Origin of the sequence: Embleya hyalina (assembly GCF_003967355.1) — a bacterium.
GTDB lineage: Bacteria > Actinomycetota > Actinomycetes > Streptomycetales > Streptomycetaceae > Embleya > Embleya hyalina.
The window spans coordinates 240,611-246,610 of record NZ_BIFH01000028.1; the positions used below are offsets into that span (position 1 = coordinate 240,611).

At 67.5% G+C, this 6,000-nt stretch carries 7 protein-coding genes and 1 pseudogene; 7 read left to right on the plus strand and 1 reads right to left on the minus strand.

What is annotated here, in order from left to right:
- Nucleotides 1–18 precede the first annotated feature (18 nt).
- The 7 genes from EMA17_RS31205 to EMA17_RS31240 all read left to right on the plus strand — a co-directional run bounded on the left by EMA17_RS31205 (nt 19) and on the right by EMA17_RS31240 (nt 5,640).
- Entirely contained in the window at nt 19–1,197 is a 1,179-nt protein-coding gene (locus EMA17_RS31205; RefSeq protein ID WP_174861457.1) for a hypothetical protein, read from the plus strand.
- Between the two features lie 476 nt (nt 1,198–1,673).
- Entirely contained in the window at nt 1,674–2,381 is a 708-nt protein-coding gene (locus EMA17_RS31210; RefSeq protein WP_126640495.1) for a carbon-nitrogen hydrolase family protein, read from the plus strand.
- A gap of 210 nt (nt 2,382–2,591) precedes the next feature.
- A complete protein-coding gene (locus EMA17_RS31215; protein ID WP_126640496.1) occupies nt 2,592–3,038 on the plus strand; it encodes a hypothetical protein in 447 nt (148 codons plus the stop codon).
- Nucleotides 3,035–3,391, plus strand: coding sequence for a hypothetical protein (locus EMA17_RS31220; protein ID WP_126640497.1), 357 nt, complete (start codon nt 3,035–3,037; stop codon nt 3,389–3,391). Before EMA17_RS31215 ends, EMA17_RS31220 begins: the two co-directional genes overlap by 4 nt.
- The gene (locus EMA17_RS31225; RefSeq protein WP_126640498.1) at nt 3,388–3,639 is read left to right on the plus strand and encodes a hypothetical protein; all 252 of its coding nucleotides are present in this window, start codon (nt 3,388–3,390) and stop codon (nt 3,637–3,639) included. Before EMA17_RS31220 ends, EMA17_RS31225 begins: the two co-directional genes overlap by 4 nt.
- A gap of 375 nt (nt 3,640–4,014) precedes the next feature.
- A complete protein-coding gene (locus EMA17_RS31230; RefSeq protein WP_126640499.1) occupies nt 4,015–4,560 on the plus strand; it encodes a hypothetical protein in 546 nt (181 codons plus the stop codon).
- 312 nt (nt 4,561–4,872) lie between these two features.
- Nucleotides 4,873–5,640, plus strand: coding sequence for a transposase (locus EMA17_RS31240; protein ID WP_126640501.1), 768 nt, complete (start codon nt 4,873–4,875; stop codon nt 5,638–5,640).
- Nucleotides 5,641–5,798: 158 nt separating this feature from the next.
- Here EMA17_RS31240 and EMA17_RS52035 read toward each other — a convergent pair.
- Nucleotides 5,799–6,000 (minus strand): annotated as a pseudogene (locus tag EMA17_RS52035) (TniB family NTP-binding protein); the annotation flags it as partial.

Genomic DNA, 6,000 nt, shown 5'->3' on the forward strand with positions numbered 1-6,000 from the left:
ACGATCGGGAGAAATGAAGTGCGACTTTTCGATGCCCCGGACGTTCCCCAGACATGGCACTGGGCGGCGTGGCTCGCCTACGCCGACGTGCTGACCGACGCGGGGGATCCACGCGGCGAGGCGATCCGGCTGGAGCACCGCTGCGCGACGGAGGGCACGGACCCCGCCCTGCCGGCCGCGGCCTACGCGGACGTGGAACGGCAGTTGGGCCTGGACGGTCTGCGGGCGGACGGTTCGTGGCGGTTCACGTGGTCGCGCGGTTTCGTCGACGAGGCGTGCTTCCGCCTCGCCGAGGACACCCGTTCACAACGCCGCGACCTGGTGGACCGGCTCACGGTCGACCTTCCGCACACCGCGACCGTCGACCCGACCGACCCGGAGCGGTGGGAGGGGGTGTTGATCGACGCTCTGCTGTCGCATCCGGTCGCGCACCGTCTGCGCGACCTCGAACTGCACCTCACCGACTGGCACCACTCCGCCGAACACGCCGCGGCCGCACTCGCGAACCGAATACGCCCCCGATTGGAACGCCTCCACTTCGGCTACGACTTCGAGCTGCTGTACGCGCCCGGCAAGACGTCGACCGGCGGTCGGATCGATCCCCTGGACCACCACCACACAGGGCTGGTACGGACCGACGTGTGGCGGGCGCTGCCCACCCTGCGCACCCTCGAACTCGAGGGAGCCTTCCTCTTCGGCTCCGTGTGCCACGACGGGGTGCGACGGTTGCGGGTACGGGGCCCGGTCGTCTCCGACGGCGCGCTGTTCGAACTGGGCGATACCCCCGGCGTCACGTCGCTGGAGGTCGAGATCGGAACCGACGTCTTCGGATGTCTTTGCCCGGTCGACCAACTCGACGAGCTGCGGGCCGCGGACTACCCCGCACTCGAACATCTCGACCTGAGCGAGGCGGAGTTCGACGCCTCCCCGTACGAGGTGCTCGCGACCCTCGCCGAGTCCTCGGTGGTCCCACGACTGCGGTCGCTCACCATCGGCGAGCTGACGATCGAACGGGAGGACATCGACGGTGATCCGTCGACCGCACTGGCCGAACTCGTCGGCCGGTTCGCGCATCTGGACCTGATCGTGGACGGCATCGTCGACGTCGAAGGAGTCGACGACGAGGAGGTCGAACGCCTTCTCGCCGCGTCCGGCCCGAAACCGAATCCGGCCGTCGGCGGCCGAGACGACGATTGAGCGGCGTCGTCGGCGCTCCCCACGCGTCGATGTCGGGCACCGGCGGGTGCCCGAGCGGGGAGCGCCGAACGTGCGGCCGCCACCGGATCGCCGCCACCCGTTCGGGCCGATCGGCCACGACCGCACTCGTCCTCAGGAGCGACAGCCGGCGTCCTTCGAGCCGGCCCGGCACCCACACCATGCCGGTTGTCGACGGCACAGGCTCGCCAATCGACGTCGCCCCGTCGACAACGCCGGCCAGGACGGCTGACCCACACGACGCGACAAACCGACGAGGGTCCGGGTATCGAATGTCGAGGAGCACCGCTCCCCGGCCGATCGACCGACCGACCGATCGATCGATCGGCCCACCGCGACCGTCGTTGCCGCGTGAGCCGGACGGGGCTGTGCTTTCGAGAGCGACGCCGGCCCGACCGAACCCGAGGATTCCCGGGACGACTTCCTCCGGACGATGACACCGCGCCATGCTCGATCTCATGAAGATCGCCGCGGCCCAACTGACCTGCGTTCCCGGGGATGTACCCGTGAATATCCGTCAACTCGCCGCGCTCGCCGTGCAAGCGCGCGAGCAGGGTGCCGAGTTGATCGTGTTCCCGGAGTTCGCATTGACCGGGTACGAGCTCGACATGATGGTCGACGCCCCTCACCTGTGGGTGACGGCGGACGACGCCCGTCTCGATCCGCTGCGGGCCGTCGGGATTGCCTGCGTCGTCAACGGTGCCGTCCCGACCGGCGGACCGCGGCCCGCCATCGGAACCTTCGTCCATCGCGCCGACGGCGAGTTGATCACCACATACCTGAAGCAGCACCTCTACGAGAACGAGCAGAGCGTGTTCGTCGCGGGTGATCGGGACGGTCGCTTCGAACTCGGCGGTCTCCGCTTCGCCCTCGGCACCTGTTTCGACAACCACTTTCCGGACCTCACCGCGCGCGGGGCCGCGGACGGCTGCCGGGTACACCTGGCCAGTTCGCTGTACGGCACGGGCAACGGTGTCCACGAGCGGGCGACGATTTACCCGGGCATCGCCAAGGACTCGAACATGTACGTCGTCCTCGCCAACCACGTGGGCCCCTCGGGCCCGTGGACGGGCTGCGGTGGCGCCGCACTGTGGGCCCCGGGCGGCACCCTCCTGACGGAGGCCGACGATCACACGACCTCGGTGGTCCTCGCCGACGTCCTCTAGCCGAAGACGTCGTGGTTTCGTTGGGAACACCCGGGCGGGTTGCCCGTACCCCGTCCGTCCAAAGGTTCGAACCATGTCTGTGCCGGTCAGACCCGAAGCCGTCCACACCGCCGCCTCCGGTCCCGACGCGCGGGCGTTTGCCGGGCTCGATGCAGCACATCTAGGATTATGCTCGGGTGAAAGAGCCTGCATGAGATCGGAGAGGACGCCATGCCGGACACCACCGACCGCCACGCCCATGTGCCCCGCGAGGCCGTGGACGCTCGACAGTACGGTGCGCGTGAGCGTCTGGTGTGGATGGATACCGGTGTGTGGCGTCGGGCCCGCGCCCGCGCGGCCGACGACGCGCTGGATCTGACGCCGGTGCTCGAGGCCCTCCTGGACGCCTACGCCGACGGCCGGGTGACGGTGACCCCGCCCGCGGGCCGCTCCCTCGGGCCCACCCGCGACGGCACCCCTCGCACGGGGTGCCGCACGGGCCCGCTGTCCCACCGGGTGTGGTCACGCGCCGACCACCGTCGCGCGGCGGCGGGTGTGAAGTCCATGCCCGTCCTGTGCGAACTGCTCCTCGGCGGCTACGTCGACGGACACTTGACCACCACGTTGACCGCGACCGGCCACGTACCCCGCACCCAGCGAGAGGACGACGCGGCATGACCGAGCCGACCGCACCCCTGCCGAACGGCGCACGCCTGCCCCGCCCCGAGCGCACTCCCGACGCCCTGCGCGTGGCCCTCGCCCGCGTCGCCCCGCACCGCCTTCCCGAGATGGAACGCCAGAAGAACGAGGCCTTCCAACTCGCCGCCCAGACCGCGCACCTGGGCCCGATCCAGGGCTGGCTGACGGTGTGGGCGGGCGAGGTCGAGGTCGAACGCCGCCCCGACCTCCTCTCCCGCCGCCACGCGGCCGAACAGACCCTGCAAACCCTCGAACGTCACGACCCCGCCTGGCAGGCCGCCCGGGCGGAACTCCTCGCCGTCCTCGCCGAGGCGCGCGAGGCAACCGCGTGACCTGGGCGTGGGAGTACGAACCCGACGAACCGTACGTGACCGCCGACGCTCCACCGGCGCTGATCGTCCAGATCGAGGACAAGGCCGCCGAACTCGTCCGCGCCGCCCAGGCGCTCCACCTCCACGGCGAGACCTACGAGGGAATGTCACCCCAGGGCGGCACGGCCCTGGTCGCGAACGGCATGTTCGTCTACCAGGTCGTCCCTCGCCACGAACGCGTCTACATCCTCCAAATCACCGCCTGGTGACGCCCACCGGGTCGATCTCCCCGCGAACCTCGCATCCACCGAATACGAACACTCCCGTCCGCTACCTCGCCTCACCGCTGGTTGTTGATCCGTTTGCCGAGCCGCACCTTGACCCCGACGACGATGTCGCCCACGCTCGCGCCGTCCTCGAGCCCGGCGGCGGTCCCCGTCACGGTCTCGATGAGTGATCTGCCGGAACCTCGGTGCAGATCCCGGATTTATGCACTTCGCGGAAGCTCGTCGTCCGGAGTCGCATGCCCAGATGCCCATTTGTTTTCACTGCCAGGAGACTTGCCATATTGATCAGTTTCCGCCGGGCGTATACGTCGACCCAGGCGGTGCGCGGCCGATTCGATGGAGATATTCTTTCTGGAGATGGGCATGGTTGACTGGCGGCAGCTCGGAACTGCGACTCGAAACGCCGATGATATTCCGGCCGCCCTTGAAAGTCTGATATTTGCCCGCGATGGTGCCGAGGCGCAGATCGCTTATTGGAAGATCGACAACCATGTCATTCGGCAAGGTACGTTGTTCGATTCTTCCTATGAGGTTGTGAAGCTCCTGTGTCCCCGGCTCGGTGATCGCAGTCTGATTTCAAGACCATGGCTGTATGAGATCATGGCGCAGTTCTACTTCGGGTTCGATGTTCCGGGCAGTGCCCCGCCATATCTTCGCGCGATGGGATTTACCAGCCTGTGGCAGGCGTGTGTAGAGCTCATGAGGGAGATGCTGCCGGACATCGTGGAGCAAGACTTTCGTGACACGACTCAGCCATTCGACCTCCGTCATAATGCTCTCATGCTGTTCGTTGGTCTGAATCCTGTTGATCGAGTTCATGAGGTCCTCGCCGAGGTTCTTGCCATTGAAAAGAATGAAGAGATGCGGGCGGAAATATCAGAGAACCTTAGGGTTGTCCCGTAACCGGGCAGCGTTCGACGTAGGGTCTGTGAGACGGCGCGGTTATCGCCGTCTCGCACGCGAGGGAGGGCCCCGTTGGACCAGCACCCCACCTGTTGCTTCTGCTGTCAGGTCGTCGATCTCGATCGGGACGCGGCAGCGACCGAACTCAGGCTCGGTGCAGTGGACCCGGCCCGAGGCGGTGGCGTGAGACAGAAGGCCTACGCGCACTCAAGCTGTCTGCGGGAGCGGGTCCACCGGAGTATCGACCTCTGGTGGGAGTTCTGAGGCCAGTGGCATCGCGGAGCTGCCGATCCCAGGTGCGATGATCTTTCGGTGCCTCATGTGATCACAGCGTCGGAGCCGTCCTGGATGGGTCCGTTCACGGGGTTGAGCGCACGTTCGTTCGGCAAGCTGATCACGACGCTGCGTCGGGAGGGGGTGGACGCGCCGCGTCCGGGGCGGCCATGGTCGCTACCACTGGAGGACAGGGTTCTGTTGGTTGCCGCGTACTGGCGGACCAACCTGACACTGCGGCAACTGGCCCCGTTGTTCGGGGTTTCGAAGTCCGCCGCCGACCGAATCATCGACCACGCGGGCCCGCTGCTTGCACTCAAGCAGCGGCAGCGGTTCCGCAAAGACTCCGTGCTTATCGTGGATGGCACCCTGGTGCCCACCCGCGACCACGGCATCGCCCAGCAGTCGAAGAACCACCGGTACTCCACCAACCACCAGGTCGTCGTCGACGCCGACACGCGCCTGGTCGTCGCGGTCGGGCGGCCCGTGCCAGGCAACCGCAACGACTGCAAGGCATGGGCCGAGTCCGGGGCAAAGGCCGCCGTCGGCAGGACCACCACGATCGCCGACGGCGGCTACCCGGGCACCGGCCTGCTGATCCCGCACCGGCGCCCCGCCGGCGGAGAGCTATGCGACTGGAAGAAGGAGCACAACCGCTCCCACAAGCAGGTCCGTGCCCGCGTCGAGCATGTCTTCGCCAGAATGAAGAACTGGAAGATCTTGCGTGACTGCCGCCTCAAGGGCGACGGCGTCCACCACGCCATGCTCGGCGTCGCTCGCCTGCACAACCTCCTCCAAGCCGCGTAGGCGGCAGCCGCCCCGACCCGCGGCGCACTCCGTTACGCCCGAAAATCAATTACGGGACAACCCTTAGACGGAGGATAATTCGTCTCGATGCCATCCTTTCTGATTCCGAGTTCCTTCGCGCCGGCTCCGGGTGGGAGCGGGATGTATGCCGCCGGTACTCACCCCTCCGCTCCTGTTCCGCCGCGCAGGGCGGCCTCGGCGAGGTGGCATGCTCGACTCACCTGCAACAGCGCGGTGGTCTCCTGGTGGTGGCCCGGGGTCATCAGGGTGCGCACGGTGACGAACCGGGAGTGGTAGGCGAGGCGTTGCTCGTGGCAGCGCGGTTCGGCGTCGGGCGGGGGAGTGACTGGTAGGCGTCTT

What these genes read in the sequence shown, in the direction of transcription:
- EMA17_RS31210 (WP_126640495.1), top strand. Translation starts at nt 1,674, where the DNA reads ATGAAGATCGCCGCGGCCCAACTGACCTGCGTTCCCGGGGATGTACCC.
- EMA17_RS31215 (WP_126640496.1), top strand. Translation starts at nt 2,592, where the DNA reads ATGCCGGACACCACCGACCGCCACGCCCATGTGCCCCGCGAGGCCGTG.
- EMA17_RS31220 (WP_126640497.1), top strand. Translation starts at nt 3,035, where the DNA reads ATGACCGAGCCGACCGCACCCCTGCCGAACGGCGCACGCCTGCCCCGC.
- EMA17_RS31230 (WP_126640499.1), top strand. Translation starts at nt 4,015, where the DNA reads ATGGGCATGGTTGACTGGCGGCAGCTCGGAACTGCGACTCGAAACGCC.